Genomic DNA, 26,656 nt, shown 5'->3' on the forward strand with positions numbered 1-26,656 from the left:
GCCCATAAAAAAGCCCCGCCTGGAGGGCGAGGCTTTTTCTGCTGGGCTTACCAGCCGCGCCCGTAATAGCCGCGGGGCGGGCCGTAATAACCGCGTGGTGGCCCGTAATACACCGGCGCCGGGCGGTAATACACCGGCTGCTGCACATACACCGGCGCCGGCTGGTAATAGACCGGTGGCGGGGCGGCATACACCGGCTGCGGTTGGTAATACACCGGTTGCTGCTGCACATATACCGGCCGATCATGGCTGGCGATCACTGAGCCCACTACGGCTGCGCCGACAACCGCACCCAATACGGCCGGGCCACCCCAACCGCCACCATGGGCGCAGGCTTGGCCGGCTACAGCGAGTGCCCCGATCAGCAAGGCGATCCTGGGGATTTTACGAATCATGGTCTTTCCTCGGTTGGCCCCTGCGCTTGTGGTCTGCAATCAATAGACTCAAGGATTGTCGCGGGGATACTTTTAAGACAACGTATTTCAGGAAAACAGCACTACCACTAGGTAAAGGTTGTGTAAGGTCTGTACCGATTTGCTTACTTGAAGAGGCGTTACCGATGCTGATGAACCCTAACAAGGATACCCAGCTGTGCATGTCGTTGTCGGCCCGGCCAGGCAATTTCGGCCTGCGATTTCATAACCATTTGTATGAGCAGTTGGGGCTGAACTTCTACTACAAGGCCTTCAGCAGCCAAGACCTGAACGGCGCCGTGGCCGGCATCCGGGCCTTGGGTATCCGTGGCTGCGGGGTGTCGATGCCGTTCAAGGAGGCCTGTATCGAGTTAGTGGACGAACTCGACGACTCGGCTCGCGCCATCGCCTCGATCAACACCATCGTCAACACCGCCGGGCACCTCAAGGCCTACAACACCGACTACATCGCCATCGAGCAACTCCTGCAAAAGCACGCGGTGCCCAAGGACTCGACCTTCGCCCTGCACGGCAGCGGCGGCATGGCCAAGGCCGTGGCCAGCGCCTTGCGTGATGGTGGCTATGCCAATGGGCTGATCGTTGCGCGCAATGAAACGGCGGGCCGGGCCCTGGCGCACAACCTGGGGTATGAGTGGCAGGCGACATTGGGCAAGGCGCGCCCGCAGATGCTGGTCAACGTGACGCCGATCGGCATGACAGGCGGCGCGCAGGCGCAGGACCTGGCATTCGAGGCCGACGCGATTGATGCGGCCGATACGGTGTTCGATGTGGTGGCGATCCCCGCCGAAACACCGTTGATCGTGCGGGGAAGGGCCCAGGGCAAGCGGGTAATTACCGGCCTGGAAGTGATTGCGATCCAGGCCCTGGAGCAGTTCGTGCTGTACACCGGCATCCGGCCGACCGACGAACAGTTCCAGAAGGCGGTGAATTTCGCCCGCCAGTAAAAAATCTCAAAAACACTGCGGGCCCATGTAGGAGCGGGCTTGCCCGCGATGGCGGAGTGTCAGTCAACTATGTGTTAACTGATCCACCGCTATCGCGGGCAAGCCCGCTCCCACAGGGCGACGCGGTGTTTATTCGAGACGGGACAGGCGCTCTTCCAGCGCCGCAATCCGCGCCTCCAGCTCTTCGATGCGTTCCAGAGGAACCCCGCTGCCAGCGCTGCTGCGCTCCACCGGGCTGCCACGGGCGGCCAGGATCGCCTCGATATCCGCCGGGTCGCCCAGGGAGTGGGTGTAGCGGTCTTCGCGCTGGCCGGCCTGCTTGGGTACCAGCACCGCCAGATCGCGAGCGATCAGGCGTTCCAGTTGGTGCACCACCTGCTCGGCATCTTCAAAGTCATGCATGCGCCCGCTGCGGGTCAGCAATTCGTTGACCGTCTGCGGGCCGCGCAGGAACAGCAGGCCAGTCAGAATCACCTGCGCCGGCACCAGTTCCAGGGCCTTGTCTACGCGGTGTTCCCAGCGGTCGGCGCGACTGCCCATCACCAGTTTGGTAAAGCCACGGCCTTCCAGGGCGCGCAGGCTCTGGCCGACCTGGCCCTGGCTGAGGTTCATCACCGGTTCGCGGCTGGTTTTCTGGTTGCAGGCCAGGACCAGGGCATTGAGGGTCAGCGGGTAGGTTTCCGGGTTGGTGGCCTGCTTCTCGATCAGGCAGCCCAGAACGCGGATTTCCGTGCTGTTCAGGCGTGGCTCGGAGGAGGTGGTGTCGTGCTCGGCGGTCATCGCGCTTTCCCTATGCAGTGAGCCCACTAGCCTAATCCCGAAAAAATAAAAGACAAGCAGCGCTCATGTCTATAATCGCGGCTGTTCAAACCCTGTCACCACTGTCGAGACTGTCATGACTATTTCCCTGTATGCCGCTTCCCTTCCGGTCTTCAAGCAAATGCTCAACGCCCTGAGCGATGTGCTGAACAAGGCCGAGGCCCACGCCACCGCCAAGAACATCGACCCGAACGCCTTGCTGCAGGCGCGTCTGTTCCCGGACATGTTCCCGCTGGTACGCCAGGTGCAGATCGCCGTGGATTTTGCCAAGGGTGTTTCCGCGCGCCTGGCCGAGATTGAAGTGCCGAAATACGAAGACAGCGAAGTCACCTTCGCCGACCTGCAAGCGCTGATCGCCAAGGTCCTGGCCTTCATCGACACCATTACCCCGGCGCAGATCGACGGCAAGGAAGGCATCGAGATCGTCACCCGCCCAGGCACCCCTAAAGAGAAGCGCTTCAGCGGCCAGTCCTACCTGCTGACCTATGGTCTGCCGCAGTTCTTCTTCCACGTCACCACCGCCTACGCGTTGCTGCGTCATAACGGTGTGGAAGTGGGCAAGCGTGACTACATGGGCGCGTTCTAAACCCTGAGTAACACTGCAAAACAGATGTGGGAGCGGGCTTGTGTGGGAGCTGGCTTGTCGGATCGCCGCATCGCTGCGATAGCATCACCTCGGTATCACTGATAGACCGAGGTGATGCTATCGCAGGCAAGCCAGCTCCTACTTGCTTGCCGGGTTGTGTCAGGCCGGGTTTTTGTCTTCGTGGCCCAGGCACGCCGCTGCGGTGAATAGCACGTCGGTAGACGAATTCAGCGCGGTTTCCGCCGAATCCTGCAACACCCCGATAATGAAGCCCACGGCCACCACTTGCATGGCGATTTCACTCGGAATGCCGAACAGGCTGCACGCCAGTGGAATCAGCAACAGCGAACCCCCGGCCACACCCGACGCGCCACAGGCACAGATCGCCGCCACCACGCTGAGCAGCACGGCGGTCGGCAGGTCGACCGCGATGCCCAGGGTATGCACGGCGGCCAGGGTCAGCACGGTGATGGTGATGGCGGCGCCGGCCATGTTGATGGTCGCACCCAACGGGATCGATACCGAATAGGTGTCTTCGTGCAGGCCCAGGCGCTCACTCAACGCCAGGTTGACCGGGATGTTGGCCGCGGAGCTGCGGGTGAAGAAGGCGGTGATCCCGCTTTCACGCAGGCACAGCAGCACCAGCGGGTAGGGGTTGCGACGCAATTTCCAGAACACGATCGCCGGGTTGACCACCAGGGCCACGAACAGCATGCAGCCGATCAGCACCAGCAACAGGTGCGCATAACCGAGCAGCGCATCAAAGCCAGAAGCGGCCAGGGTCGAGGCCACCAGGCCGAAAATCCCCAGCGGTGCGAAGCGAATCACCACGCGCACGATCAGCGTGACGCCGTTGGACAGGTCGTCCAGCACGGTACGGGTGGTTTCCCCTGCATGACGGATCGCGATGCCCATGCCGATGGCCCACGCCAGGATCCCGATAAAGTTGGCGTTCATCAACGCGCTGACGGGGTTGTCCACCACGCTGAGCAACAGGCTCTGCATCACTTCGCCGATCCCGCCGGGAGCGCTGATGGCCACGTCATGGGTGCTGAGCACCAGGCTCGACGGGAACAGGGTGCTTGCAATCACCGCGACCACCGCCGCCGAAAAGGTACCCAGCAGGTACAGGAACAGAATCGGCCGGATATGGGTTTCCTGGCCATGCTTGTGGTTGGCAATCGAGGCCATCACCAGCACAAACACCAGGATGGGCGCCACGGCCTTGAGCGCCGAGACAAATACCTTGCCGATGAACGCGGTGGACAGGGCAGCACTGGGCGACAGCAGGGCTAGCAAGATGCCAGCAACCAGGCCGATGACAATTTGGGTCACCAGGCTGACGCGCAGCAGGCGTTGAAGCAGCGAAGGAGCAGCAGTCATAAGAGTGTCTCTAGTTTTTTTAATGTGTGCAGCGCTATGCAGGGCGCGAAGTCTAACATGCTGTAGGAAACATCCCGTTTGCTGCGGCATTCAGTCGCCAAGGCCGTGTGTGCCCCGGTCACATTCTGTTAAGATTCGCCATCCTCTTCTTATCTCTCTGTCAGCGGGCCCTTGGGTCAGCGCTGGCGTCGCCGTTTCTGGAGTTGTGCATGTTGTTGCCCATCCTGCTGCTGTCCGCAGCCGGTTTTACGGTGTTGACCACCGAATTTGTCATCGTGGGCCTGTTGCCCTCCATCGCCCGTGATTTGGATGTGAGCGTGTCCCAGGCTGGTCTGCTGGTGACCCTGTTTGCCTTCACCGTAGCCGCGTTTGGGCCGTTCCTCACCGCGTATTTCGCACGCTTTGAGCGCAAGCGCCTGTTTATCAGCATTCTGTTGATGTTCGGCGCGGCCAACACCCTGGCGGCGCTGGCGCCGAATATCTGGGTAATGGCCGTGGCCCGCCTGATTCCGGCCCTCGGATTGCCGGTGTTCTGGGCCCTGGCCAGCGAGACGGCGGTGGACATCGTCGGGCCGGACTACGCTGGCCGGGCGATTGCCAAGATCGGCTTCGGCATCGTCTGCGCCACGGTCTTCGGCATCCCGGTGGGTACGCTGATCTCCGATATGTTCGGCTGGCGCAGCGCCTTCGGCATTCTCGCCGGGGTGGCGGTGCTCAAGGCATTGCTGCTGTTGATTTACCTGCCGACGACCACAGTGAAGAAGGACGCGGTGACCCTGCGTTCGCAGTTCAAGATCCTGCGCAACCCGTTGATGCAGGGCCACGTACTGCTGTCGATCCTGGTATTTAGCGGCATGTTCACTGCCTATACCTACCTGGCCGACATTCTCGAGCGCCTGGCCGGCTTCGATGGCACGCTGGTGGGCTGGTGCCTGATGGGCTTTGGCGCCGTGGGGCTGATCGGCAATTCCCTGGGCGGACGCATGGTCGACAAGCATCCGCTGATCGCCTCCATGGTGTTCTGCGGCTTTATGATTGCCGGCATGGTGGCGCTGGTACCGGCGATCCATTCCACCCTCGGCCTGGCTGCGGCCATGGGGATCTGGGGCGTGACCCAGGCGGCGCTGTTTTTGGTCAGCCATGTGCGCTTGATGAAGGCGGCGCCCCATGCGCCGGCATTTGCCGCGTCCTTGAACATTGCCGGGGCCAACCTGGGCATTGGCCTGGGCGCGATGGTCGGCGGGCGGGTGATCGACACCCTGGGCCTGGGCAGCCTGGGGTTCGCCGCGTCGGGTTTTATCCTGCTGTCGATTCTCCTGGCCCTGTGGCTGATGACCGCCAAGACCCGGGTCGCCTGCGCCTAGGCGGGCAACGCGGTAAACAGTTCGCGGCGAGCACCTTCGGTAATCGCCACGATGCCGGGGTGCTTGACCTTACGTTCCACCGAGATGGCATAGAACGACTCGGTGACCGCGTCCGTCTGGCCAATCAATGCCACGCCATATTGGCGCAGCACTTCTTCGGCAATCACGCTGGGGGCAATGAAAATCCCGCTGCCGGACTGGCCGAAGGCCTGCATCAAGGCGCTGTCGTCGAACTCACCGATGATTTTCGGGCGGATCTGCTGCTCGGCGAACCAGCGCTGCAAACGGCTGCGCACTACGGTTTCGGCACCGGGAATCAATAGCGGTGCACCGTGCAGGCACTGTGGGAAATCACCACCGTGCCGGTCCGCCAACGCCTGGGTGGCGAAGAAACTGATGCCGCATTCCCCAAGCTTCTGGCTGTAGCCCTTGATGTCCAGGTGCGTCGGCATCGGGCTGTCGGAGATCACCAGGTCCAGACGCTGGATCGCCAGGTCGGCCAGCAGGCGTTCGAGTTTGTCTTCACGGCAGGTAATGCGCAGTGGCTCGCTCAACTCCATGGTCGGCGCGATCAGGCGATAGACGATGGACTTGGGCACCACGTCCGCCACGCCAACGCGAAACACAATCTGCTGTTCATTGGGCTGGGCGCGCAACATCGCTTCCAGCTCATTGCCGGTCTGGAACATCTGCTCGGCATAGGGCAGGGCCTGGCGCCCAGCCTCGGTCAGCTCCAGTTGGCGGCCGACTCGTTGAAACAGTGCGATACCAAATGTCTGCTCCAACAGGCTGATTTGCCCGCTGATGGTCTGCGGCGTGAGGTTCAGTTGCTCGCAGGCACGCACGATGCTGCCGGTCTTGGCGACTACCCAGAAGTAGTGCAGTTGTCGGTAATTGAGCATCAGGCGCCTCGGTTGCAGAGTGTTACTTCGTGTAAACCGAAGTATAAGCGAAAAAAATACGAATTTTCCTGAAGTGTTCGCTTCCTTAGAATGCCTCGCTATCGCGGGCCCAATGCTTGGGTCCAACGGTTCTAACGAGGAATACATCATGAAATTCAATTCCCTGGGCGCGGCGTCGTTGCTTGCGCTTTCATTTGTGGTGCTCAGTGGTTGCGACCAGGTCGAGAAGAGCACCCAGCAGGTGCTGGGCAAAGCCAGCGAAGCGGCCAAGCAGGCCATTGATGACACCCATAAAGCCGCCGAACAGGCGTTGAGCGAAGCGACCCAGGGTTTGATTGCCCCCAAGGAAGACGAGCAAGAGCAGGATTCCAAGCCTGAGCCAGATTCCAAAGAAGCTTAATTTCCCGTACACCCAGTCAGGACTGACCTATGGATTACCTTTTACAGCTGGCCGCCAGCCCCACCGCCTGGGTGGCCCTGGCGACGCTGATCGTCATGGAAATCGTGCTGGGGATCGACAACCTGATCTTCATCTCGATCCTCACCAACAAGCTGCCGGAGCAACACCGGGCCAAGGCACGGCGCATCGGCATCAGCATGGCGCTGATACTGCGCCTGGGCCTGTTGAGCACCATCGCGTTTATCGTGCAACTGACGGCGCCGGTGTTTGAAGTGTTCGGCCAGGCGTTTTCGTGGAAGGACATGATCCTGATCGCCGGTGGCCTGTTCCTGGTGTGGAAGGCGACGACCGAGATCCACCACAGCATGGACCCGGAGCCCGAAGAGAAGGCCAGCGTCGGCAATACCGTGGCGATCGGCTTTGCCGCGGCCATCGGGCAGATCCTGTTGCTCGACCTGGTGTTCTCCATCGACAGCATCATCACCGCCGTTGGCATGACCGAGCATTTGCCGATCATGATCATTGCCGTGGTGACCTCGGTGATCGTGATGCTGGTGGCGGCTGAACCCCTGGCCAAGTTCATCAACGACAACCCGACCGTGGTCATGCTGGCCCTGGGCTTCTTGATCATGATCGGCATGACCTTGATCGCCGAAGGCTTCGGTGCCCATGTGCCTAAAGGCTACGTGTATGCGGCCATGGCTTTCTCGGCTGCCATCGAGTGCCTGAACATCGCGCGGCGCAATCGCCACAAGCGTTTGCTCGCTGCCCGCCAGTAACCGCTGGAACCCAAAGGCCGGCTGCGCTCACATGAGCCCAGCCGGCTTTTTGCTGTCTGTTAGAATCCCCGCACTTGATAGCTTGAGGTCCACCATGAACGAGCCGATTCGCCTGACCCAGTACAGCCACGGTGCCGGATGTGGCTGCAAGATTTCGCCGCAGGTGCTGGAAGTGATTCTCGCCGGCAGCGGTGCGCAGAACCTCGACCCCAAGCTCTGGGTGGGCAATGCCTCGCGGGACGACGCGGCGGTGTACGCCATCGACGACGAGCGCGGGGTGGTGTCCACCACTGACTTTTTCATGCCGATCGTCGACGACCCCTTCGATTTCGGGCGCATAGCCGCCACCAACGCCATCAGCGATATCTACGCCATGGGCGGCGATCCGTTGATGGCTATCGCGATTCTCGGCTGGCCAGTCAACGTGCTGGCCCCGGAAATCGCCCGCGAAGTGATTCGCGGTGGCCGCGCGGTGTGCGACGCAGCGGGCATCCCCCTGGCCGGTGGCCATTCCATCGACGCCCCGGAGCCGATTTTCGGCCTGGCCGTCACCGGGCTGGTGCACAAACGCCATATGAAGCGCAACGACACCGCCACCGCTGGCTGCCGTTTGTACCTGACCAAACCCCTGGGTATCGGCATCCTCACCACCGCCGAGAAGAAGGGCAAGCTGCGGCAGGCGGATATCGGCCTGGCGCGGGACTGGATGTGCACCCTCAACAAGCCCGGCAGCCGCTTCGGCAAGCTGGCCGGGGTCAGCGCCATGACCGATGTGACCGGTTTCGGCCTGCTCGGGCACCTGGTGGAAATGGCTGACGGCAGTGGTTTGACTGCCCTTATCGAATACGAAAAAGTCCCACGCCTGCCGGGGGTGGAGTACTACCTGGACCAGGGCTGTGTGCCCGGTGGCACCCTGCGCAATTTCGACAGCTACGCCAGCCAGTTGGGCCGTATCAATGAACTGCACAAACGTGTGCTGTGCGACCCGCAAACCAGTGGCGGGCTGCTGGTGGCGGTCACGCCCGAGGGCGAAGCCGAGTTTCTGGCGGCAGCTGCCGAACTGGGCTTGAACCTGGCGCCGATTGGCCAGTTGGTTGAGCGACAGAGCAACGCGGTAGAGGTGTCTTGATGCCCATCGACATTACCGATTACCGCGATATCTTTCTCAACGACCGGCCGATGATGGACACCCGCGCGCCGGTCGAATTCGTCAAGGGCGCGTTCCCCGGCGTGGTCAACCTGCCGTTGATGAACGACAACGAACGCCAGCGGGTGGGCACTTGTTATAAGCAGCAGGGGCAGCAGGCGGCGATTGTGCTGGGGCACCAACTGGTCAGCGGCGCAGTTTTGCAGGAGCGATTGGCGCGCTGGACCGCGTTTGCCCAGGCCAACCCTGACGGTTACCTGTATTGCTTCCGTGGCGGCTTGCGCTCGCACTTGGTGCAGAAGGTGCTCAAGGACGAAGCGGGGATCGACTATCCCCGGGTCGGCGGTGGCTACAAGGCCATGCGTACCTTCTTGCTGGAGACTGTGGAGCAGGCGGTCGAGCAGTGTGACTTTGTCCTGCTGGGTGGCCTGACGGGCAGTGGCAAGACCGAGGTGCTCCATCAGTTGCGCAATGGCCTGGACCTGGAGGGTCATGCCAATCACCGGGGCTCCAGCTTTGGCAAGCGCGCCACGGGCCAGCCATCGAATATCGACTTTGAAAACCGCCTGGCGGTGGACGTGTTGAAAAAACGTGCGCAAGGGATCAAGCAGTTCGTGCTTGAAGATGAAAGCCGCATGATCGGTAGCTGCGCCTTGCCGCTGAACCTGCACCGGGGCATGCAGGCGTACCCGATGGTATGGCTGGAAGAAAGCCTGGAAAACCGCGTCGAGCGGGTCTTGCGCGACTATGTCATCGACCTGTGCGCGCAGTTCGAGGCCGAGTTTGGCGAAGCGGGCTTCAGCCTGTTCGCCGAGCGTCTGGTGCAGAGCCTGGCCAATATCCACAAGCGCCTGGGCGGCGAACGCTACCAGCGCTTGCACGGGCTGATGCAGGACGCCCTGGCCGAGCAGGCCCGCTCGGGGAACGTGGATTTGCACCGCGGCTGGATTGTCGGGCTGCGTGAATACTACGACCCGATGTACGCGTTCCAGCGTGAGAAGAAGGGCGCGCGGATCGAGTTTGCCGGGGAGCGGGGGGCGGTGCTGGAGTATCTGCGCGAGCGTGGTGCCCGGCGCGGGTGATTGGCTGGTTTTCGGGCCTCATTTGCAGGCAAGCCAGCTCCCACATTTTGAATGTATTCACAGTTCCAAATGTGGGAGCTGGCTTGCCTGCAATGAGGCCCTGACAGTCAACCCCTCCCTACAGGACGACCACCGCCACCAACCCACACACCACGCCCATCAGCATGGTCAACCCGGCCACCGTCACCAGCACCCGCGTGTCGAAATCCTTGCGCAGCATCAACAGCGACGGCAGGCTCACGCTCGGCAGGGTCATCAGCAGTGCCACTGCGGGCCCGGTGCCGAGCCCCAGGGCCATCATGGTCTGTACGATCGGGATTTCGGCGGCAGTCGGAATCACAAACAGGGTGCCGACAATCGCCAGCGGCACCAGCCACAGCAGGCTGTCGGCCATCGCCCCGTCCACATGGGGAAACAACCACACCCGCGCCGCGCCCAACAGCAACACCGCGAGGATGTAGATCGGGATGGTGCTCCAGAACAACTGCCACAAGGTGCGCAGCCAGCGGCTGAGGAAGGGCTGGGTCTCGGCGCCGCTGACGTCGGCCACGGCCTCCAGCGCCACCTGTGGCACCTGCTCGGGGCGGGCGATACGTTGGGCGATCAGGGCGACGCCGATCACCAGTACGACCCCGGCCACCAGCCGCAGCGCGGCAAAATCCCAGCCCAGCACAAAGCCCATGAACACCAGGGTCGCGGGGTTGAGCACCGGGTTGGCCATCCAGAACGCCAGGGCGGCGCCCACCGATACTTGCTGGCGACGCATGCCGGCGGCCACCGGCGCGGCGCAGCAACTGCACATCATGCCCGGCAGGGCGAACAGCCCGCCACGCACCGTGGAGCCCAGCCCGGCGCGGCCGAACAGGCGCAACAGCCAGTCCCGTGGAATCAATACTTGCAGCAACGAACCGAGAATTACCGCCAGCACGGCGGCTTTCCAGATCGCCAGGAAATACACCTGGGCATAGGCCAGGGCCGCCGCCAATGGCGAGCCTTGCTGGTCATTGAGGATCGAGTTGCCGATGCTGTGGCTGTCCGCCGCGACGAACGCCTTGAAGTAGTAGGGTGACCACTTCACGTAATACAGGCCGACGCAGGCCACCAACAGGAACAGCGCCGGCTTCCACCAGAAGGACCAGCCGCGTACAGGGCTGGCAGAGGTGAGGTTAGACATGGTCAAGATCCGCAGATAAGTCGATAGCGACGCATCATACGCGGTCCCGGTGTCAGGTGTCGGCGGCTACGTGCGTCGCATCCGGGCAGGTCTGCAAGCCGTTATCCAGCCCTTGCTTGTAGTTGCGGCTGAGCAGGCTGGCCTTGCCGTTCTGCCAGGTCAGGGTCAACACGTACAAGGTGTCGAAATCGCCGCCGGACCAGTCTTCGGTGATGGTGTACTTCTCGCCGACCGCTTCGCTCGCGACCTTGTTGATCAATTCCGGCAGGTAGCCGTGGGACCAGGCGGTATAGATGGTGGAGTTGTGGTACTTGTCCTCCATCAACTCGTCAGCCAGATCGCTGGTGTCGTTGGCCGAAAACTCGATGTTCACCGGCAGCCCGAGTTTGATCGCGCTGGGGCTGATGGTCATCAATGGGCGAATGTAGCTGTAGGAATTGTCGAACTCGCCTTCCTCGACATTGCGCGTCGGGTTGGCCGCGAATACAAAATCGGCGGCGCCGAATTTTTCTGGCAATACGGTGGCCAGGTTCATCGCGCGGTTGAGGCCCTGGCAATTGAGTTGGCCCAGGCCACCCACGGGTTTCTCGCCATGGCGCAGGAACACCAGGGTCTGCACGCCGTTCTTCGGCTCGGCGCTGCTTTCGCGGGCTTCAAAGGCCAGCATCAAGGCGCCACCGACAAACAGTGTCGGCACCAGGAAATAAGCACATTTTCTAAAACGTTTGCCAATGCACAAAGGCTTGATAGTCATTAGGGTTCGAGTCTTCAGTGCGTCGGATCAAGGCTGGAAGGCCCAGCCACAGCGACGCTCCAAGCATCGTGCGGTTTTCCGTGACAGATATGGCGGTATGCCTCCATTCAACCGTTCAAGCGCTTCTAAGAGTGCGTCAGGGCGTTTTGGTTCGCTTGGTACAGGAGATTAGCCGGCGGATGTTGCGAATTGAAGACCGATGCAAGCGTGCCGCCGGATGGCTATCATGGGTTTTTCTCACCTTGGGGTATATCGATGATTTCAGCTGCTGCGTTTCCGATTATTACCAAATGGCCAGCCCAGCACCCCGAGCGCCTGCAGCTGTACTCGTTGCCGACGCCCAATGGCGTCAAGGTCTCGATCATGCTCGAAGAGGTGGGCCTGGCGTATGAGGCGCACAAAGTCAGCTTCGACACCCAGGACCAGCTCTCGCCCGAGTTCCTGTCCCTGAACCCCAATAACAAGATCCCGGCGATCATCGACCCCAACGGCCCGGGCGGTGAACCGCTGGCGTTGTTCGAGTCGGGGGCGATCCTGATCTACCTGGCGGAGAAAACCGCGCAACTGCTGCCCCAGGCACCTGCCGCTCGCTACGAAACCCTGCAATGGCTGATGTTCCAGATGGCCGGGATCGGGCCGATGTTCGGCCAGGTTGGCTTCTTCAATAAATTTGCCGGCAAGGCCTACGAAGACAAGCGCCCTCGTGATCGCTATGCGGCTGAAGCCCGGCGCCTGCTGGACGTCCTGGAAAAACGCCTGCTGGGCCGCAGCTGGATAATGGGCGATGAGTACACCATCGCCGATATCGCGACCTTTCCCTGGATCCGCAACCTGATTGGCTTCTATGAGTCGGGCGATCTGGTGGGCATCAGTGACTTCCCCAATGTGCTGCGCGCGCTGGATGGCTTTGTCGCCCGGCCGGCGGTGATCCGTGGCCTGAATATTCCGAGCTGACCCATGCCGACTTTCGATTTCAAGCAACTGGACGTATTCAGCAGCGTGGCCCTCAAGGGCAACCCACTGGCAGTGGTGCTGGGCGCCGATAGCCTCAGCGACCAGCAGATGGCCGACTTCGCCAAGTGGACCAACCTCAGCGAAACCACGTTCCTGCTGCAACCGCGCGACCCGCGTGCGGATTACCGGGTGCGTATTTTTACCACCGTGCAGGAGCTGCCGTTCGCCGGTCACCCAACCCTGGGCAGTTGCCAGGCGTGGCTGCAAGCCGGTGGTGTGCCCCGGGGCAGCGAAATCATCCAGGAGTGCGAGATTGGCCTGGTGCGCATCCGTCGCCAGGGCGAGGAGCTGGCGTTTATCGCGCCGCCGTTGCTGCGCTCAGGGCCGTTGGATGCCGAGCTGCTGGAGCGTGTACGCCTGGCGCTTAACCTTGAGCCTGAGGCGATTGTGCGCAGCCAATGGGTCGATAACGGCGCCGGCTGGCTGGCGTTGATGTTGCCGGATCGCCAGGCAGTGCTGGACTTGCAGCCGGACTATTCAAAACTGCTCGGGCTGGCGGTGGGCGTGGTTGCCCCGTGCGATCCGACACGCGATGACGTCGATGCGCAGTTCGAGGTGCGTGCGTTTATTGCCGGTGACGGTGCACCCGAGGACCCGGCCACCGGCAGCCTGAATGCGGGCGTCGCGCAATGGCTGCTGAGTGCGGGCCTGGCCCCCCGCCAGTATGTGGTCAGCCAGGGCACGGCCATTGGCCGCGCCGGGCGTATCCGGGTGCAGCAGCAGGGCGATGAGATCTGGATCGGCGGCGCCGTCTCCCTGTGTATCGAAGGGCGCCTGACCCTGTAACGCCGAAAAGCACCTGTGGGGAACGGGCCAGCCCGGTCGCAGCAGGTCACTCGTTGCTGCTGCTTGTTCCGCCTGGGCGCATTGTTACGTGAACGGCAAAACACCGTTATGGCCGCCGTATTTGTGCTCTCGGTCAATCCAGGCATAAGCTTTCGCCTTTAAGCTAGCGGCCTTGCCACTTGCCCTGGCGTTTTTTGTAGGAAATTGTAGGAAAACCCATGTCCAGTCAGTTCCCCGAAGCCCGTTCCCGCCGTCTGCGCCGTTCCCCCGAGCTGCGCAGCCTGTTCCAGGAAACCGAATTCACCCTCAATGACCTGGTATTGCCGATCTTCGTCGAAGAAGAAATCGACGATTTCGTGCCGATTACCAGCATGCCCGGTGTGATGCGCATCCCCGAATCGAAACTGGCCAGTGAAATCGAGCGTTTTGCCCGCGCCGGGATCAAGTCGGTGATGACATTCGGCGTGTCCCATCACCTGGACGCCAGCGGTAGCGATACCTGGAACGAGCGTGGGTTGGTGTCGCGCATGTCGGCGATCTGCAAGGACGCAGTGCCGGAAATGATCGTGATGTCTGACACCTGCTTCTGCGAATACACCGACCACGGTCATTGCGGCGTGATGCACGGCAATGAAGTGGACAACGACCGCACCCTGGCCAACCTGGGCAAGCAAGCGGTGGCGGCAGCCCGTGCCGGTGCCGATGTGATCGCGCCGTCGGCCGCGATGGACGGCCAGGTCCAGGCCATTCGCCGGGCCCTGGACGCGGCCGGGTTCAGCCATATCCCGATCATGGCGTACTCCACCAAATTCGCTTCGGCCCTGTATGGCCCGTTCCGCGAGGCGGGTGGCAGTGCACTGAAGGGCGACCGCAAAAGCTACCAGATGAACCCGATGAACCGCCGCGAAGCCGTGCGCGAATCCTTGCTCGATGAGCAGGAAGGGGCCGACTCGCTGATGGTCAAGCCGGCCGGTGCGTACCTGGACATCATCCGTGACATCCGCGAAGCCTCGCGCTTGCCAGTGGCGGCGTACCAGGTCAGCGGCGAATACGCGATGATCAAGTTCGGTGCCCAGGCCGGTGCCATCGACGAAGCCCGTGTGGTGCGCGAAACCCTGGGTTCGATCAAGCGTGCCGGTGCGGACCTGATCTTCACCTACTTTGCGATGGACCTGGCGCTCGCCGGTATCTGATCCCGGCGCTTGCCGTACTGTGGGGGCCGGCTTGAGGATGCCATCGCGGGCAAGCCCGCTCCTACAGGGATGGGTGTGGGTTTGTGAGATAGTGGGTGCTTTCAGCGACTCACAGGAAACCCCCCGCATGTTTTCATCCCGGCTGACTCTGTGCCTGGCCGCCTTACTGGTGCTGGCCGGTTGTTCGACCCAACGCAGCCAGCAGCTCCCCGAGCGCAGCGAGGCCGAGGTCAAGGCGCAGATCGTGCGACTGATGCCGGCCAAGGTGCCGGATCGCGCCGGTTGGGCCCAGGATATCTACACGGCACTCGACAGCCAGAAAATCTACCCCAGCACCGAGAATATCTGTGCGGTGCTGGCGGTCACCGAGCAAGAGTCCACCTATCAGGTTGACCCGCCGGTGCCGAACATGGGCAAGATCGCCCAGGATGAAATCCTCAAGCGCGCGGCCAGGGTGCATGTGCCGGCGGTGCTGGTGCGCACCGCGCTGCAACTGCGCTCGCCCACGGGCAAGTCCTACGCCGAACGCCTGAACGCCGCGCGAACCGAGAAGGACCTGAGTGGGATCTTTGACGACTTTATCGGCACCGTGCCGTTGGGCCGTACCTTGTTTGGCAGTTTCAACCCAGTGCATACCGCAGGCCCGATGCAGGTGAGCATTGCCTTCGCCGAGCAGCAGGCGCGCAATTATCCTTACACCGTAGACGGGAGCATTCGCCGCGAAGTGTTCACCCGGCGTGGCGGCATGTACTTCGGCATTGCCCATTTGCTGGGTTATCCGGTGAGCTACGAGCAGCCGCTGTACCGCTTTGCCGACTTCAACGCCGGTTGGTACGCCAGCCGCAATGCCGCGTTCCAGGCCGCAGTCAGCCGCGCTTCCGGTACCCGCCTGGCGCTGGATGGCGATTTGATCCGCTATGGCTCGATCATGCCCGGCACCACGGAGTTGGCGGTGCGCTCACTGGGCAAGAAGCTGGACATGCGCAACCCGAGCATTCGCAGCCAGTTGGAGCAGGGCGATCGCCTGGACTTTGAACAGACCACCCTGTACCAGCGGGTATTTGCCCTGGCCGAAAAAGCCGAAGGCAAGCCGCTGCCACGGGCGATCCTGCCGGGGATTGTGCTCAAGAGCCCGAAGATCACCCGCAACCTCACCACGGCCTGGTTCGCCAAGCGCGTGGATGAGCGTTACCAGCGCTGCATGAAGCGTTGAGGTCAGGGGCGGCGCTTGACTAGCTTGCGCCACAGCCAGACCCACAGCCACAACACCGGGAACGCGAGGATCACGAACGGTAGCACGTAGCTGGAGCGTTCCAGGGCATCGGCGGTGCCGTCGACCAGGTTGTCGCCCAGGTTGCCGAACATCCGCGCAAAACGTGATTGCTGATGCTCGCCGTCGGATGGACTGAAGTTCAGGGTCACGCGGTTGGTGTCCAGGCGCCGCTGCTGGCCGGCGGCGATCTGCGCCAGCTCCTGTAGCTCGTTTTCGATGGCGGCCTGTTCCTTGGTGAGGGTGATCAGGTCGCCCACGGTGATGTCCTTGCGTGCGGCCAGTTCATCCAGGCGCTTTTGCTGGGCCTGCAAACGTTGCTGGCGGCGGCGCACATCGGCCACTGCGTCGGCCAGGTCTTCGGCGCTGGTGATGCGCTGGCCCAGTTGCCCGCCCTCGGCCGCCATCTTCACCAAGGGTTCGACCCCGCTGGGGGCGATGCGCAACACGATCATGCCGCCGTCGCTGTTTTCTTCGATACGCAGGATATTGCAGGCGCCGAACTGTGCCGACTCGCAGGCTTGGCGGGTGGCCTGCATGCGCGGCGCGAGCAGCGCCAGCGGCATCGCCAGACTCAACTCGTGTTCATAGGCCAACAGCGCGCCGGCCCGGCCCTGTTCACCATTGATCGGCGTGCCTTCGGAATATTCCTTGGGCGAACAGCCGCCGAGCAGCAGGGCGGCCAATAACATCAACGCAGTAGATCTGCCTTCCAGGTGGCGCATTACGGTTCCTTCAACTGTGCGGGATAGATGCGCGGCGATTAAAGCCGGTTTGCCCGGCGAACGCAAAGCTGGCGCAGGCTTATCGGCCCAGATTTCCCCGGTTGATCATGCTGGCCGCATCGAGCGATGCAGGTTAAACCTCATGCCCGGTCACAAGGAAGATCCACCATGACGAACGTCCCTGAAGGTTTTGCTCCCTTAACCCGCAGCAGCCCGCTCCTGGATCTACTGGGCCCGGTGTATTGCCGTGGTGAGGGCCTACGGCTGCAATTGGGCCTGCGCGCCGACAACCGCCATGCCAATGGGCGCGGTACGGTGCACGGTGGTGTATTGGCAACCCTGGCGGATGTCGGCATGGGCTACGCCATGGCGTTTTCCAGCGACCCACCGGTGCCGTTGATTACCGCCAGCATGACCCTTGATTATCTGGGGGCGGTGCAGGTCGGCGAGTGGATCGAGGTGCAGCTGGAGCATCACAAGCGCGGGCGGCAGATGGCGTTTGCCACGGTCAGCTTGCAGGTGGGGGAGAAGGTGGTGGTGCGGGCCAATGCGGTGTTCGCCGTGCCGCAATCCAATTGACGATAGAAATCTAATGTAGGAGCTGGCTTGCCTGCGATAGCGGTGGGGCAGTCACCGGCAGCATTGACTGTTACACCGCTATCGCAGGCAAGCCAGCTCCTACATTGGACGGTGTTCGCCAATCAAAATAGGCAAAAAAAGGCCCGGCTTTTCGTGGAGCCAGGCCTTTTTCGTGTTGCTCGTTGAATCAGTCGCGCTCAAGGGCCAGTGCCACGCCCTGGCCGCCGCCGATGCACAAGGTCGCGAGGCCTTTCTTGGCATCGCGCTTGATCATTTCATGCAGCAGGGTCACCAGCACCCGACAGCCTGATGCGCCAATCGGATGGCCGATGGCAATCGCGCCGCCGTTGACGTTGACCTTGGCCGCGTCCCACTCCAGTTCCTTGCCCACTGCCAGCGCTTGCGCGGCGAAAGCTTCGTTGGCTTCGATCAGGTCCAGGTCGGCCAACTGCCAGCCGGCCTTGTCCAGGCAGCGACGGGTTGCAGACACCGGGCCAATGCCCATGATCGCCGGGTCGACGCCCGCGTTGGCGTAGCTGGCGATACGCGCCAGCACTGGCAGGCCGAGGGCCTTGGCTTTATCGGCACTCATTAGCAGCACGGCGGCGGCGCCGTCATTGAGGCTCGACGCGTTACCGGCGGTGACGCTGCCGTCTTTCTTGAAGGCGGGCTTGAGCTTGCCCAGGGACTCGGCGGTGGTACCGGCGCGGGGTTGTTCGTCCACGCTAAAGGCAATCGGGTCGCCCTTGCGCTGGGGAATCAGGATCGGCGTGATTTCATCGGCAAAGCGCCCGGCTTCAATCGCCGCGGCCGCTTTTTGCTGGGAGTCGGCGGCGAAGGCATCCTGAGCTTCACGGCTGATGCCGTACTTGTCCACCAGGTTCTCGGCGGTGATGCCCATGTGATAGTCGTTGAACGCATCCCACAGGCCGTCGGTGATCATGCTGTCGACCATCTTCGCGTGCCCCATGCGCAGGCCGGTGCGCGCGGCGGGCAGCACGTAAGGGGCCAGGCTCATGTTTTCCATGCCGCCGGCGATGATCACTTCGGCATCACCGCAACGGATGGCCTGAGCGCCCAGGTGCAAGGCCTTGAGGCCCGAGCCGCAGACCTTGTTCAAGGTCAGGCTCGGCACCGCGTGGGGCAGCCCGGCGAGGATCGACGCCTGGCGCGCCGGGTTCTGGCCGGAGCCTGCGGTCAGCACTTGGCCGAGGATCACTTCGTCCACTTGCGCAGGGTCCAGGCCGGTCTGCTCCAGCAGGCGGCGGATCACGGCGGCGCCCAGTTCCGGTGCCGGGATGCCGGCCAGGGCCCCTTGAAAGCTGCCCACGGCGGTGCGGGTGGCAGCAACAATCACGACGTCTTGCATGGAATCTGTCCTCACTGGAAGTGCATTTCTGGAACGTGGTCCGGGACGATCAGTTTACCGGCGGTCTTGCTCACAATCTCTTCCACGCTGACGCCAGGTGCGCGTTCCTTGAGGACGAAAGCGCCATTTTCGATTTCCAGGTAGGCCAAGTCCGTCAGCACGCGCTTGATACAGTTGGCACCGGTCAGCGGCAGGCTGCACTGGCTGAGCAACTTGGACTCACCGTCCTTGGAGGCGTGGGTCATGATCACAATGATGTTTTCTGCACCGGCCACCAGGTCCATGGCGCCGCCCATGCCCTTGACCAGTTTGCCGGGGATCATCCACGAGGCTATGTTGCCGTGCACGTCCACTTCAAAGGCGCCGAGCACCGTGAGGTCAACGTGGCCGCCGCGAATCATCGCGAAGGATTCGGCCGAGGAGAAGATCGACGCGCCGATGCGTGCGGTGACGGTCTGCTTGCCGGCGTTGATCATGTCGGCATCGATGGTGTCTTCGGTAGGAAACGGTCCCATGCCCAGCAGGCCGTTTTCCGATTGCAGCATCACTTCCATGCCTTCGGGAATGTAGTTGGCCACCAGGGTCGGGATGCCGATGCCGAGGTTGACGTAGAAGCCGTCCTGCATTTCGCGGGCGACGCGTTGAGCCATTTGTTCGCGGGTAAGAGCCATTTTATGAGTCCTTATTGTTCGGGCTGGAGGCAGATTATTTGCGGACAGTGCGCTGTTCGATGCGCTTCTCGAAGGTGCCGCAGATAATCCGGTCGACGTAGATGCCAGGGGTGTGGATCTGCGCCGGGTCCAGCTCGCCCGGTTCGACGATTTCCTCGACTTCGACCACCGTGATCTTGCCGGCGGTGGCGGCCAGCGGGTTGAAGTTCTGGGCGGTGTGGCGGTAGATCACGTTGCCGAAATGGTCGGCTTTCCAACCTTTGACGATGGCGAAGTCGCCGGTGATGGATTCTTCCATCAGGTATGGGCGCCCGTTGAATTCACGGGTTTCCTTGCCTTCGGCGACGGGCGTGCCAACACCTGTGGCGGTAAAGAACGCTGGAATGCCGGCGCCGCCTGCGCGCATTTTTTCCGCGAGGGTGCCTTGGGGCGTGAGCACCACTTCGATTTCACCGCTGAGCAGTTGCTTCTCGAACAGGGCGTTTTCACCGACGTAGGAGGCGATGACCTTGCTGATCTGTTTTTCTTCGAGCAATACACCCAGGCCGAAGCCGTCGACGCCGCAGTTGTTGGAAACTACCGTGAGGTCGCGGGTGCCTTTGCGCTTGATTTCGGCGATGAGGTTTTCCGGGATGCCGCACAGGCCAAAGCCACCGGAGAGTACGGTCATGCCGTCTTCCAGGCCTGCCAGCGCTTCTTCATAGGACGCCACGCGTTTATCGAAACCTGCCATATGCACCTCTTTTATTGTTTGTGGTCCAGCCAGTGAACCGAGTGTTGCGCCGGGGGATTGATTTGTTAAGTTGTTTTTTAAGGTTGATTGATTTAAAAAACAGCACAATTATCCGGCCATTGGAGCAGCGTCATGACAGTTAAACAGATGCGGGCCTTCCTTGCCGTGGCCCAGACCTTAAGTTTTGCCGCCGCCTGTGAGCGCCTGCATTTGTCCCAGTCGGCCCTGAGCCTGACTATCAAAGGCCTGGAGGAAGGCCTGGGCGGGCGGCTGTTCAGCCGTAATACGCGCAACGTCGCGCTGACCCCGGAAGGCGAATCCCTGCTGCCCCTGGCCCGGCGCTTGATTGCCGACTGGGACAATGCCGAGGATGAACTACGCCAGCGCTTCACCCTGCAGCGCGGGCGAGTGACGGTGGCGGCGATGCCGTCGTTTGCCGGCAACCTGCTGCCGCCGATCCTGAAGATCTTTCGCGCGCGGTTTCCCCAGGTCAATGTCACGGTGCACGACCTGATCAACGAACAGGTCCTGGAAATGGTCCGCGATCGCCAGGTCGAGTTGGGTGTGGCATTTGAACCCTCATCGGGATCGTCGTTGGCCTTTACCCCGCTGTACCTGGATCGCTTTGTCGCGGTAGTGCCCGGTGACTCAACGCTGGCACACATGACCGAGATCGATTGGAAAACCCTGCTGGCACAACCCTTCATTACCTTGCAGCGGCCTTCGACGGTAAGGGTGATGTTGGAAGAGCACCTGGGTGCCTTGCAGATGAAGCTGCCGGTGGCATTGGAAAGCCATCAATTGGCGACGGTGGGCAAGATGGTCGCCAGCGGCCTGGGCGTCAGCGCCGTGCCAGCATTGTGCGCGCAGCAGATGGAAGAGGCAGGTGCCCGTTGCATCACCTTGGGTGATCCCGTGATCGAGCGGCCGATTGGGGTGCTGACCAAACCAGGACATGAGCTGTCGGCGGCGGCGCAGGCACTGTTTGATATCTTCAGGGGCGAAGCGCAGAAGGGGCGATTCCCGGGGATTTAAGTCAACACAAACAAATGTGGGAGCTGGCTTGCCAGCGATAGCTATCTAACATTCAACAACTCTGTTGATCGTTAAACGGTTATCCCAGGCAAACCAGCTCCCACAAAGGTCTAGTTATTCTTAGTAGTAGCGGTCAATCACTTTAACTTGCGAGTTGTCCTTGAACGACTCCCAGGCATTGTTAAGTGTATCGAAGACCTGCTCAATAAAGTTGCGATCGGCAGCGGCCTTTTTACCGACATAACCCTGGCCGCGGCGGTACATCTTCAGGCGCGCCGCCAGTTCACGGTTATTGCGGTCGAACTCGGCTTCTTCGGTATGGGGCGCCAGGCAGTCAATTTGCACTTCGCCCGATTTACCAATCCACAGGATATGGTCGTCGAGTGTGTCTTTCTGCGCTGCGAACATCTCAGCCAATTCATCGATAGTTGGTTGGTTGTTCAGATTCATGTGTAAGCCCCTTGACCAGTTGGCGATCTTCAGTTGATTCGTTAATCCACGTTAGTTGTCTCCGGTTGCGAAAACCGGGCGTCAGAAACGGTCTGCCAAATACGGGCAGGGTCTTGAACCTGATGCATGTAGTGTTTCTGATGAACTGCTACGCAATGGTTTCATAACGAAGACAAGCAGCATTTGAGCTTCTTGTACCGATCCTTTCGGGCCGGTCAGCTTCATCAATCTGCCTTGTGGGCAGTGCACATCCGGAAAAACAGCTCGGCGGTCAGACGAGCTTGTTCAAAACGCGTGTTACCAACGCTCCCGATCCGGGAGACGCTTGAATCATGCAAGGTCAAAATGGTTACGTCAACGGTTATGTAGTGATTATTTTTGATCACTACATATTTTTTGCAGAAGAGAGGGCGGTCTGGGAAAAGGTGACTTGGGCGTCATTTTTTGTGCCGGGGAGTCGGGGTAAGCATGGCGATGCTGGACCCTTCCAGTGATCTAATGTGGGAGCGGGCTTGCTCGCGATAGCGGTGGATTAGTCAGTAATTTTTTTGACTGATCCACCGCTATCGCGAGCAAGCCCGCTCCCACATAAGCCTGTGTTCACATTGGCTTCGAGGTGTTTTGGTAAATGCTATTCGCCGCGGATGTACTGTTCCAATTGCTGGATAAGGGCAGCCTGTTCAGCGATGGCTTCCTTGACCAGGTCGCCAATGGACAGCAGGCCCAGCAGTTCTCCGCCTTCCACCACGGGCAGGTGGCGCAGGTGGCCGTCAGTCATGATACCCATGCAGTCTTCGACGCTTTTGTGGGTGTCCACGGTGATTGCCGGTGAACTCATCACCTGGTGGACCTGTGTGCTCGTCGAGGACAGTCCATGGAGAATCAGTTTACGCGCGTAGTCGCGCTCACTGATGATGCCAACGACCTTGTCGTCCTTGACCACCGGCAAAGCGCCGACGTTCTTCGCTGCCATCACCACCAGCGCCTCAAACACGGTGTGGTTCCACTGGATGGTATGGACTTCCTGATTCTTCTGGTCCTTGGACTTGAGCAACTGTGCGACGGTCTTCATGGTGGCCACCCCGGTTTTGTTATTAGGCAGTTCCTACAGAATCCTAGACCGCTGGCGCCAGAGCAAGACCTAAAGCGGCGTATATCCGCTTGAAAAGCGTCATTACCCGACTTTTTTCGGTATTTCAGCCCTTGTTTGCCGGTTTTGCCGCCCGTTTCGGGCTGGCGCCGGCCTTGCGTTTGGCCGGCTTGCGTTTGTTTTTCCAGGGGGCGGCGCCACGGCCTGCCGGGCTGGCCGGGCCGCTGATGGTCATTTGCATACCATTGCAGCGGGCCACTTGCTTGCTCATCCAGGCCGCCTGCTTGGCGACAAACTCTTCCAGGCTCATCTCACCGCTTTGCACCATGTCCAGGGCCTGCTCCCAAATCGCCGTGGTGCCGGGGTCGGCAATCGCCCTGGGCACCGCGTCGATAAGGCTGAAGGCCGCCGGTGTGGCAGACAGTGCCTTGCCGTTTTTCACCAGGTAACCACGGTCCAGCAGGCCCTGGATGATTCCGGCCCGCGTCGCCTCGGTGCCGATGCCGGTGGTGTCCTTGAGCTTTTGCTTGAGCAACGGGTCCTCCACCAGTTTGGCGACGTTCTTCATCGCCTTGATCAGGTCGCCTTCGGTGAAAGGCTTGGGCGGTTGGGTCCACAGGTCCTTGAGGTTGACCTTCGCCACTGCATAATCCTGGCCCTGCACCAACGCTGGCAAAGGCTGTGGCGCCGGCGCCTCGCGGCCCTTGCTGGGCGCCAGGGCTTCGGGCAAGGCGCGCTTCCAGCCCGGCTCCACCACCACTTTGCCTACCGCGCGCAGGGCTTCACCGGCACAGTCGAAATCCGCCTGGGTGCGGTCGTATTCGTGGTTGGGCAGAAACTGCGCCAGGTAACGGGCGCGGACCAAGGTGTAGACGGCGCGGTGCTTGCCGGTCAGTTGCGCGAGGTCCTTGCCGGCGCCGGTGGGGATGATGCCGTGGTGGGCGCTGACCTTGGCGTCGTTCCAGGCACGGGAGCGGCGTTGCGCATCGAGGTGTGGCATCAGCGCATTTACCGCCGGGTCGGCGCGGCCCAGTGCCGCGAGAATTGTCGCCGCGTCGCCATGCTGGCTCACGGGCAGGTAGCCGCAGTCGCTGCGTGGGTAGGTGATGACCTTGTGGGTTTCGTAGAGAGACTGGGCGATATCCAGGGTTTCCTGGGCGCCGAGGCCGAGTTTCTTCGAGCAGATCTCCTGCAGTGTGCCCAGGTCAAAGGGCAGCGGTGCCACTTCGCGCATGCGTTCGGTGCGCAGCTTCACCAGGCGCGCGCTGGCTGCGTTGCTCATCGCCGTTGCCGCCTGCTGTGCCCGCTCCGGGTTGAGGCAGCGGCCCTGATCGTCACAGAGATCGTCGGCGGCGCGCCATTGCGCGATAAAGCGCATCTGCTGGTCCAGTAGTTCGACGTCGATTGCCCAGTAAGCCACCGGGACGAAGTCGGCAATGCTGCGGTCGCGGTCCACCACCAGGCGCAGGGTCGGGGTTTGCACCCGGCCCACTGGCAATACGCCCTGATAGCCGGACTGGCGGCCGAGCAGGGTAAACAGGCGACTCATGTTCATGCCGATCAGCCAGTCGGCACGGGAGCGGCCCAGGGCCGAATGGTATAGGCTGAAGGTGTCTGCGCCAGGCTTCAACGAGGCCAGGGCCTTGCGGATCGAGGCATCATCCAGAGCCGACAGCCACAGGCGCTGGATCGGCCCGCGATAGCGGCAATGCTCCACTAGCTCCCGGGCGATCATCTCGCCCTCGCGATCGGCATCGGTGGCAATCACCAATTCCCGGGCTTCCCCGAGCAGGCGCTTGACGGCCTTGTACTGGTTGGCGGTCTTGGGCTTGACCGTCATCTTCCATTTTTCCGGGACGATGGGCAGGTCGGCCAGCACCCAGCGCTTGTACTTGGCGTCGTAGGCATCGGGCGGGGCGGTTTCCAGCAGGTGGCCGATGCACCAGGTGACGGTGACGTCGGTTCCCAGCCAGCAACCGTCGCCCCGGCGCCGGGCGCCGAGCACGGCCGCGATATCCTTGGCCTGGGAGGGTTTTTCACAGAGGAACAGCCGCATGCTCAGCCCATTCGTTACACAGTTGAATGGAGAGCAGGATGGGCAAAAGAAGGGAATTGAGCAACCTTTATCTGTATGGATATACAGCAATTTGTGTGGGCGCCGGCAAACCAATGTGGGAGCGGGCTTGCCCGCGATGACGGTGTGCCAGTCACTGTATTCATTGACTGACCTACCGCCATCGCGAGCAAGCCCGCTCCCACAAGGGATCTACAGGCTTTGCGGGATATTAGTTTTTATCCAGATCCACATTCTTGGTTTCCTTCAGGCACAGCAGCCCGACGATCAGGCTCACCCCGGTAATCACCACCGGGTACCACAGCCCGTAGAAAATATCGCCGGTGTACACCACCAGGGCAAACGACACGGTTGGCAGGAACCCGCCAAACCAGCCGTTACCGATGTGGTAGGGCAGCGACATGGACGTGTAGCGGATGCGCGTCGGGAACAGTTCCACCATCAGCGCGGCCAGCGGGCCGTAGCACATCGCGGCGATCAGGATCAGGGCGACGATCAGCACCACCACCATGGTTTTGTTGACCTGGGCCACGTCCGCCGATTTCGGGTAGCCAGCCAGGGTCACGGCGCCGCGCAGGGCGTCTTCGTCGTAGCCGTCGATGCGCACATCGCCGATGCTCACTTGCACCGCGCTGCCGGCAGGTGCGGCTTCGCTGCTGTAGGGCAGGCCCTGTTTGACCAGGAAGGTCTTGACCTTGTCGCATGGGCTGTCAAAGCGCGCCTTGCCCACCGGGTCGAACTGGAAGGTGCAGGTGGCCGGGTCCGCCAGTACGGTGATCGGGGCCTGGCGGCTGGCCTGGTCCATGGCCGGGTTGGTGTAGTGGGCCAGGCCCTTGAAGATCGGGAAGTACAGGGCGGTGGCCAGCAGCAGGCCGACCATCAGTACTGGCTTGCGCCCCCATTTGTCCGAGAGCCAGCCGAAGAAAATAAAGAACGGCGCGCCAATCACCACGCTGATGATCAGCAGCATATTGGCCAGGGCCGGGTCCATCTTCAGGAACTGGGTCAGGAAGAACAGCACGTAGAACTGCGCGGCGTAGAAGGTCACGGCCTGGCCGGCGTTGATGCTGAACAGTGCAATCAACACCACCTTGAGGTTTTCCCAGTTGCCGAACGACTCGCGGATCGGCGCCTTGCTGGCCTTGCCTTCCTCTTTCATTTTCAGGAACGCGGGCGATTCGTGCAGGCTCATGCGGATCCAGGTGGAAATCCCCAGCAGCACGATGGACAGCAGGAACGGCAGGCGCCAGCCCCAGACTTCAAATTGATCGCCTGTGAAGTAACGGCAGGCCAGCACCACCAGCAACGACAGCAGCAGGCCGAGGGTCGCGGTGGATTGAATCCAACTGGTGTGGAAGCCGCGTTTGCCGGCCGGGGCGTGCTCGGCGACATAGGTCGCGGCGCCACCGTATTCACCGCCCAGGGCCAGGCCCTGGAGCATGCGCAGCACGACGAGGATGATCGGCGCAGCGATGCCGATGCTGGCGTAGGTGGGCAACAGGCCTACGCAGAAAGTCGCCACGCCCATCAGGATGATGGTGGCGAGGAAGGTGTACTTGCGCCCGATCATGTCCCCCAGGCGGCCGAATACCAGCGCGCCGAACGGCCGCACCACAAAACCGGCGGCAAAGGCCATCAAGGCGAAGATAAAGGCCGTGGTGTCGTTGACCCCGGCAAAGAATTGCTTACTGATCACCGCCGCGAGGGCGCCATAGAGGAAAAAGTCATACCACTCGAACACCGTCCCCAGGGACGAGGCGAAGATGACCTTTTGCGACTCCTTGCTGGAGACAGTGGCGCCAGGAGTGGCGTCCAGGGGTTGAGCACGTTCTGACATGGGGTAGCCCTCACAGTGATTATTTATTGTTGTTCCACTGTCGGCGCCAACTTCAGCGCCGC

28 protein-coding genes are annotated in these 26,656 nt (G+C 61.5%); 14 read left to right on the forward strand and 14 right to left on the reverse strand.

The window, feature by feature from the left end:
* Nucleotides 1-47 precede the first annotated feature (47 nt).
* Entirely contained in the window at nucleotides 48-395 is a 348-nt protein-coding gene (locus HBO19_RS16840; RefSeq protein WP_169956210.1) for a hypothetical protein, read from the reverse strand.
* 164 nt (nucleotides 396-559) lie between these two features.
* On the opposite strand from HBO19_RS16840, the gene HBO19_RS16845 reads away from it, so the two are divergent.
* Nucleotides 560-1,378 carry a shikimate 5-dehydrogenase gene (locus tag HBO19_RS16845; protein ID WP_170057903.1) on the forward strand — a complete coding sequence of 273 codons (819 nt, stop codon included), beginning with the start codon at nucleotides 560-562 and terminating at the stop codon, nucleotides 1,376-1,378.
* A gap of 129 nt (nucleotides 1,379-1,507) precedes the next feature.
* Here the strand turns inward: HBO19_RS16845 and HBO19_RS16850 are convergent, their stop codons facing one another.
* The gene (locus tag HBO19_RS16850) at nucleotides 1,508-2,158 is read right to left on the reverse strand and encodes a DUF480 domain-containing protein (protein ID WP_169956206.1); all 651 of its coding nucleotides are present in this window, start codon (nucleotides 2,156-2,158) and stop codon (nucleotides 1,508-1,510) included.
* 115 nt (nucleotides 2,159-2,273) lie between these two features.
* On the opposite strand from HBO19_RS16850, the gene HBO19_RS16855 reads away from it, so the two are divergent.
* The gene (locus tag HBO19_RS16855; RefSeq protein ID WP_032857425.1) at nucleotides 2,274-2,783 is read left to right on the forward strand and encodes a DUF1993 domain-containing protein; all 510 of its coding nucleotides are present in this window, start codon (nucleotides 2,274-2,276) and stop codon (nucleotides 2,781-2,783) included.
* A 159-nt stretch (nucleotides 2,784-2,942) separates the two neighbouring features.
* Here HBO19_RS16855 and sstT read toward each other — a convergent pair whose 3' ends face one another.
* Nucleotides 2,943-4,166 (reverse strand): serine/threonine transporter SstT, encoded by a 1,224-nt coding sequence (sstT, locus tag HBO19_RS16860; RefSeq protein WP_169956202.1) that lies wholly within the window; start codon nucleotides 4,164-4,166, stop codon nucleotides 2,943-2,945.
* 209 nt (nucleotides 4,167-4,375) lie between these two features.
* Between sstT and HBO19_RS16865 the strand changes: the two genes are divergently transcribed.
* On the forward strand, nucleotides 4,376-5,530 hold the full coding sequence (locus HBO19_RS16865; protein ID WP_170057904.1) for an MFS transporter: 1,155 nt from the start codon (nucleotides 4,376-4,378) through the stop codon (nucleotides 5,528-5,530).
* Here HBO19_RS16865 and nhaR read toward each other — a convergent pair.
* Nucleotides 5,527-6,432: a transcriptional activator NhaR gene (gene nhaR / locus HBO19_RS16870; protein ID WP_170043179.1), complete on the reverse strand. Its 906-nt coding sequence runs from the start codon at nucleotides 6,430-6,432 to the stop codon at nucleotides 5,527-5,529. The two genes, HBO19_RS16865 and nhaR, sit on opposite strands and share 4 nt — an antisense overlap.
* A gap of 148 nt (nucleotides 6,433-6,580) precedes the next feature.
* On the opposite strand from nhaR, the gene HBO19_RS16875 reads away from it, so the two are divergent.
* The 4 genes from HBO19_RS16875 to mnmH all read left to right on the forward strand — a co-directional run bounded on the left by HBO19_RS16875 (nucleotide 6,581) and on the right by mnmH (nucleotide 9,840).
* The gene (locus HBO19_RS16875) at nucleotides 6,581-6,832 is read left to right on the forward strand and encodes a hypothetical protein (protein WP_170057905.1); all 252 of its coding nucleotides are present in this window, start codon (nucleotides 6,581-6,583) and stop codon (nucleotides 6,830-6,832) included.
* Between the two features lie 29 nt (nucleotides 6,833-6,861).
* Nucleotides 6,862-7,611 (forward strand): TerC family protein, encoded by a 750-nt coding sequence (locus HBO19_RS16880; protein ID WP_057726241.1) that lies wholly within the window; start codon nucleotides 6,862-6,864, stop codon nucleotides 7,609-7,611.
* 94 nt (nucleotides 7,612-7,705) lie between these two features.
* Nucleotides 7,706-8,740, forward strand: a complete 1,035-nt coding sequence (gene selD / locus HBO19_RS16885; protein ID WP_170043177.1) for a selenide, water dikinase SelD — start codon at nucleotides 7,706-7,708, stop codon at nucleotides 8,738-8,740.
* Nucleotides 8,740-9,840 carry a tRNA 2-selenouridine(34) synthase MnmH gene (mnmH, locus tag HBO19_RS16890; RefSeq protein ID WP_170057906.1) on the forward strand — a complete coding sequence of 367 codons (1,101 nt, stop codon included), beginning with the start codon at nucleotides 8,740-8,742 and terminating at the stop codon, nucleotides 9,838-9,840. Before selD ends, mnmH begins: the two co-directional genes overlap by 1 nt.
* A gap of 118 nt (nucleotides 9,841-9,958) precedes the next feature.
* Here mnmH and HBO19_RS16895 read toward each other — a convergent pair whose 3' ends face one another.
* Together HBO19_RS16895 and HBO19_RS16900 are read right to left on the reverse strand one after the other, a co-directional pair.
* Nucleotides 9,959-11,014: a permease gene (locus HBO19_RS16895; RefSeq protein ID WP_170057907.1), complete on the reverse strand. Its 1,056-nt coding sequence runs from the start codon at nucleotides 11,012-11,014 to the stop codon at nucleotides 9,959-9,961.
* Nucleotides 11,015-11,066: 52 nt separating this feature from the next.
* Complete coding sequence (locus tag HBO19_RS16900; protein ID WP_170057908.1) at nucleotides 11,067-11,768, reverse strand: histidine phosphatase family protein; 702 nt, start codon at nucleotides 11,766-11,768, stop codon at nucleotides 11,067-11,069.
* A gap of 255 nt (nucleotides 11,769-12,023) precedes the next feature.
* Here HBO19_RS16900 and HBO19_RS16905 point away from each other — a divergent pair, with 255 nt between their 5' ends.
* The 4 genes from HBO19_RS16905 (at nucleotide 12,024) to HBO19_RS16920 (ending at nucleotide 15,974) form a co-directional block, all read left to right on the forward strand.
* Nucleotides 12,024-12,722 (forward strand): glutathione S-transferase N-terminal domain-containing protein, encoded by a 699-nt coding sequence (locus HBO19_RS16905; protein WP_170057909.1) that lies wholly within the window; start codon nucleotides 12,024-12,026, stop codon nucleotides 12,720-12,722.
* Between the two features lie 3 nt (nucleotides 12,723-12,725).
* The gene (locus HBO19_RS16910; protein ID WP_170057910.1) at nucleotides 12,726-13,568 is read left to right on the forward strand and encodes a PhzF family phenazine biosynthesis protein; all 843 of its coding nucleotides are present in this window, start codon (nucleotides 12,726-12,728) and stop codon (nucleotides 13,566-13,568) included.
* A 218-nt stretch (nucleotides 13,569-13,786) separates the two neighbouring features.
* On the forward strand, nucleotides 13,787-14,761 hold the full coding sequence (hemB, locus tag HBO19_RS16915) for a porphobilinogen synthase (protein ID WP_057959111.1): 975 nt from the start codon (nucleotides 13,787-13,789) through the stop codon (nucleotides 14,759-14,761).
* A gap of 127 nt (nucleotides 14,762-14,888) precedes the next feature.
* A complete protein-coding gene (locus HBO19_RS16920) occupies nucleotides 14,889-15,974 on the forward strand; it encodes a DUF1615 domain-containing protein (RefSeq protein WP_170057911.1) in 1,086 nt (361 codons plus the stop codon).
* Nucleotides 15,975-15,976: 2 nt separating this feature from the next.
* Here HBO19_RS16920 and HBO19_RS16925 read toward each other — a convergent pair whose 3' ends face one another.
* On the reverse strand, nucleotides 15,977-16,756 hold the full coding sequence (locus HBO19_RS16925) for a DUF4349 domain-containing protein (protein WP_169956182.1): 780 nt from the start codon (nucleotides 16,754-16,756) through the stop codon (nucleotides 15,977-15,979).
* 168 nt (nucleotides 16,757-16,924) lie between these two features.
* On the opposite strand from HBO19_RS16925, the gene HBO19_RS16930 reads away from it, so the two are divergent.
* Complete coding sequence (locus HBO19_RS16930; RefSeq protein ID WP_169956181.1) at nucleotides 16,925-17,335, forward strand: PaaI family thioesterase; 411 nt, start codon at nucleotides 16,925-16,927, stop codon at nucleotides 17,333-17,335.
* Nucleotides 17,336-17,522: 187 nt separating this feature from the next.
* On the opposite strand, the gene HBO19_RS16935 is transcribed toward HBO19_RS16930, so the two are convergent.
* Genes HBO19_RS16935 through HBO19_RS16945 form a run of 3 tightly spaced genes read right to left on the reverse strand, consistent with a single transcriptional unit; the run spans nucleotide 17,523 to nucleotide 20,108 of the window.
* Entirely contained in the window at nucleotides 17,523-18,704 is a 1,182-nt protein-coding gene (locus HBO19_RS16935) for an acetyl-CoA C-acetyltransferase (RefSeq protein WP_170057912.1), read from the reverse strand.
* A gap of 11 nt (nucleotides 18,705-18,715) precedes the next feature.
* Nucleotides 18,716-19,375, reverse strand: coding sequence for a CoA transferase subunit B (locus HBO19_RS16940; RefSeq protein WP_027603173.1), 660 nt, complete (start codon nucleotides 19,373-19,375; stop codon nucleotides 18,716-18,718).
* A 34-nt stretch (nucleotides 19,376-19,409) separates the two neighbouring features.
* The gene (locus HBO19_RS16945; RefSeq protein WP_010211319.1) at nucleotides 19,410-20,108 is read right to left on the reverse strand and encodes a CoA transferase subunit A; all 699 of its coding nucleotides are present in this window, start codon (nucleotides 20,106-20,108) and stop codon (nucleotides 19,410-19,412) included.
* A gap of 132 nt (nucleotides 20,109-20,240) precedes the next feature.
* Here HBO19_RS16945 and HBO19_RS16950 point away from each other — a divergent pair, with 132 nt between their 5' ends.
* The gene (locus HBO19_RS16950; protein WP_170057913.1) at nucleotides 20,241-21,143 is read left to right on the forward strand and encodes a LysR family transcriptional regulator; all 903 of its coding nucleotides are present in this window, start codon (nucleotides 20,241-20,243) and stop codon (nucleotides 21,141-21,143) included.
* Between the two features lie 120 nt (nucleotides 21,144-21,263).
* Here HBO19_RS16950 and HBO19_RS16955 read toward each other — a convergent pair whose 3' ends face one another.
* Nucleotides 21,264-21,593 (reverse strand): hypothetical protein, encoded by a 330-nt coding sequence (locus HBO19_RS16955; protein ID WP_029296579.1) that lies wholly within the window; start codon nucleotides 21,591-21,593, stop codon nucleotides 21,264-21,266.
* A 332-nt stretch (nucleotides 21,594-21,925) separates the two neighbouring features.
* On the opposite strand from HBO19_RS16955, the gene HBO19_RS16960 reads away from it, so the two are divergent.
* The gene (locus HBO19_RS16960) at nucleotides 21,926-22,087 is read left to right on the forward strand and encodes a hypothetical protein (protein ID WP_169956119.1); all 162 of its coding nucleotides are present in this window, start codon (nucleotides 21,926-21,928) and stop codon (nucleotides 22,085-22,087) included.
* Nucleotides 22,088-22,224: 137 nt separating this feature from the next.
* Here HBO19_RS16960 and HBO19_RS16965 read toward each other — a convergent pair whose 3' ends face one another.
* The 3 genes from HBO19_RS16965 to HBO19_RS16975 form a co-directional block, all read right to left on the reverse strand.
* On the reverse strand, nucleotides 22,225-22,665 hold the full coding sequence (locus tag HBO19_RS16965) for a CBS domain-containing protein (protein WP_169956176.1): 441 nt from the start codon (nucleotides 22,663-22,665) through the stop codon (nucleotides 22,225-22,227).
* 124 nt (nucleotides 22,666-22,789) lie between these two features.
* A complete protein-coding gene (locus HBO19_RS16970; RefSeq protein ID WP_170057914.1) occupies nucleotides 22,790-24,739 on the reverse strand; it encodes a DNA topoisomerase III in 1,950 nt (649 codons plus the stop codon).
* A 229-nt stretch (nucleotides 24,740-24,968) separates the two neighbouring features.
* Nucleotides 24,969-26,594, reverse strand: coding sequence for an MFS transporter (locus tag HBO19_RS16975; protein WP_170043170.1), 1,626 nt, complete (start codon nucleotides 26,592-26,594; stop codon nucleotides 24,969-24,971).
* Between the last annotated feature and the right edge of the window lie 62 nt (nucleotides 26,595-26,656).

The organism is Pseudomonas sp. WS 5021, assembly GCF_012985535.1.
Lineage (GTDB): Bacteria > Pseudomonadota > Gammaproteobacteria > Pseudomonadales > Pseudomonadaceae > Aquipseudomonas.

Coding starts and splice junctions, on each gene's coding strand:
- HBO19_RS16940 (WP_027603173.1), bottom strand. CDS start 19,375: ATGGCTCTTACCCGCGAACAAATGGCTCAACGCGTCGCCCGCGAAATG.
- sstT (WP_169956202.1), bottom strand. CDS start 4,166: ATGACTGCTGCTCCTTCGCTGCTTCAACGCCTGCTGCGCGTCAGCCTG.
- HBO19_RS16955 (WP_029296579.1), bottom strand. CDS start 21,593: ATGAATCTGAACAACCAACCAACTATCGATGAATTGGCTGAGATGTTC.
- HBO19_RS16920 (WP_170057911.1), top strand. CDS start 14,889: ATGTTTTCATCCCGGCTGACTCTGTGCCTGGCCGCCTTACTGGTGCTG.
- nhaR (WP_170043179.1), bottom strand. CDS start 6,432: ATGCTCAATTACCGACAACTGCACTACTTCTGGGTAGTCGCCAAGACC.
- HBO19_RS16865 (WP_170057904.1), top strand. CDS start 4,376: ATGTTGTTGCCCATCCTGCTGCTGTCCGCAGCCGGTTTTACGGTGTTG.
- HBO19_RS16975 (WP_170043170.1), bottom strand. CDS start 26,594: ATGTCAGAACGTGCTCAACCCCTGGACGCCACTCCTGGCGCCACTGTC.
- HBO19_RS16930 (WP_169956181.1), top strand. CDS start 16,925: ATGACGAACGTCCCTGAAGGTTTTGCTCCCTTAACCCGCAGCAGCCCG.
- HBO19_RS16875 (WP_170057905.1), top strand. CDS start 6,581: ATGAAATTCAATTCCCTGGGCGCGGCGTCGTTGCTTGCGCTTTCATTT.
- selD (WP_170043177.1), top strand. CDS start 7,706: ATGAACGAGCCGATTCGCCTGACCCAGTACAGCCACGGTGCCGGATGT.
- HBO19_RS16925 (WP_169956182.1), bottom strand. CDS start 16,756: ATGCGCCACCTGGAAGGCAGATCTACTGCGTTGATGTTATTGGCCGCC.
- mnmH (WP_170057906.1), top strand. CDS start 8,740: ATGCCCATCGACATTACCGATTACCGCGATATCTTTCTCAACGACCGG.
- HBO19_RS16855 (WP_032857425.1), top strand. CDS start 2,274: ATGACTATTTCCCTGTATGCCGCTTCCCTTCCGGTCTTCAAGCAAATG.
- HBO19_RS16935 (WP_170057912.1), bottom strand. CDS start 18,704: ATGCAAGACGTCGTGATTGTTGCTGCCACCCGCACCGCCGTGGGCAGC.
- HBO19_RS16960 (WP_169956119.1), top strand. CDS start 21,926: ATGCAAGGTCAAAATGGTTACGTCAACGGTTATGTAGTGATTATTTTT.
- HBO19_RS16970 (WP_170057914.1), bottom strand. CDS start 24,739: ATGCGGCTGTTCCTCTGTGAAAAACCCTCCCAGGCCAAGGATATCGCG.
- HBO19_RS16910 (WP_170057910.1), top strand. CDS start 12,726: ATGCCGACTTTCGATTTCAAGCAACTGGACGTATTCAGCAGCGTGGCC.
- HBO19_RS16895 (WP_170057907.1), bottom strand. CDS start 11,014: ATGTCTAACCTCACCTCTGCCAGCCCTGTACGCGGCTGGTCCTTCTGG.
- HBO19_RS16850 (WP_169956206.1), bottom strand. CDS start 2,158: ATGACCGCCGAGCACGACACCACCTCCTCCGAGCCACGCCTGAACAGC.
- HBO19_RS16950 (WP_170057913.1), top strand. CDS start 20,241: ATGACAGTTAAACAGATGCGGGCCTTCCTTGCCGTGGCCCAGACCTTA.
- HBO19_RS16900 (WP_170057908.1), bottom strand. CDS start 11,768: ATGACTATCAAGCCTTTGTGCATTGGCAAACGTTTTAGAAAATGTGCT.
- HBO19_RS16945 (WP_010211319.1), bottom strand. CDS start 20,108: ATGGCAGGTTTCGATAAACGCGTGGCGTCCTATGAAGAAGCGCTGGCA.
- HBO19_RS16905 (WP_170057909.1), top strand. CDS start 12,024: ATGATTTCAGCTGCTGCGTTTCCGATTATTACCAAATGGCCAGCCCAG.
- hemB (WP_057959111.1), top strand. CDS start 13,787: ATGTCCAGTCAGTTCCCCGAAGCCCGTTCCCGCCGTCTGCGCCGTTCC.
- HBO19_RS16880 (WP_057726241.1), top strand. CDS start 6,862: ATGGATTACCTTTTACAGCTGGCCGCCAGCCCCACCGCCTGGGTGGCC.
- HBO19_RS16840 (WP_169956210.1), bottom strand. CDS start 395: ATGATTCGTAAAATCCCCAGGATCGCCTTGCTGATCGGGGCACTCGCT.
- HBO19_RS16965 (WP_169956176.1), bottom strand. CDS start 22,665: ATGAAGACCGTCGCACAGTTGCTCAAGTCCAAGGACCAGAAGAATCAG.
- HBO19_RS16845 (WP_170057903.1), top strand. CDS start 560: ATGCTGATGAACCCTAACAAGGATACCCAGCTGTGCATGTCGTTGTCG.